The organism is Paenibacillus sp. J45TS6, assembly GCF_018403285.1.
Classification (GTDB): domain Bacteria; phylum Bacillota; class Bacilli; order Paenibacillales; family Paenibacillaceae; genus Paenibacillus.
The window spans coordinates 1-367 of the sequence record NZ_BOSJ01000082.1 but is presented as its reverse complement, the minus strand read 5'-3'; the positions used below and the strand labels follow the sequence as shown (position 1 = coordinate 367).

The 367-nt window shown below is 54.2% G+C and carries 2 tRNA genes and 1 rRNA gene; all 3 read right to left on the bottom strand.

The window, feature by feature from the left end:
* Positions 1 to 48: 48 nt before the first annotated feature.
* Positions 49 to 124: transfer RNA gene (locus KJS58_RS25075), tRNA-Ala, on the bottom strand.
* Positions 125 to 147: 23 nt separating this feature from the next.
* Positions 148 to 224, bottom strand: a tRNA-Ile gene (locus KJS58_RS25070).
* Positions 225 to 275: 51 nt separating this feature from the next.
* A 5S ribosomal RNA gene (gene rrf / locus KJS58_RS25065) occupies positions 276 to 367 on the bottom strand; the annotation flags it as partial.

Genomic DNA, 367 nt, shown 5'->3' with positions numbered 1-367 from the left:
ACTCGATTAACAGTCGAGTGCTCTACCAACTGAGCTATCAGGGAATATTGGTGGAGCCAAGCGGGATCGAACCGCTGACCTCCTGCGTGCAAGGCAGGCGCTCTCCCAGCTGAGCTATGGCCCCATATTTTGGATTATGAAGTTACATGGTGGGCCCTAGTGGACTCGAACCACCGACCTCACCCTTATCAGGGGTGCGCTCTAACCAGCTGAGCTAAGGGCCCTTATCGTTAATTAAAGCATTAGGGCAAAAAAAATAACCCAAAAGGGTTTTCGCTTGGCGGCGTCCTACTCTCCCAGGACCCTGCGGTCCAAGTACCATCGGCGCTGGAGGGCTTAACGGTCGTGTTCGGGATGGGTACGTGTG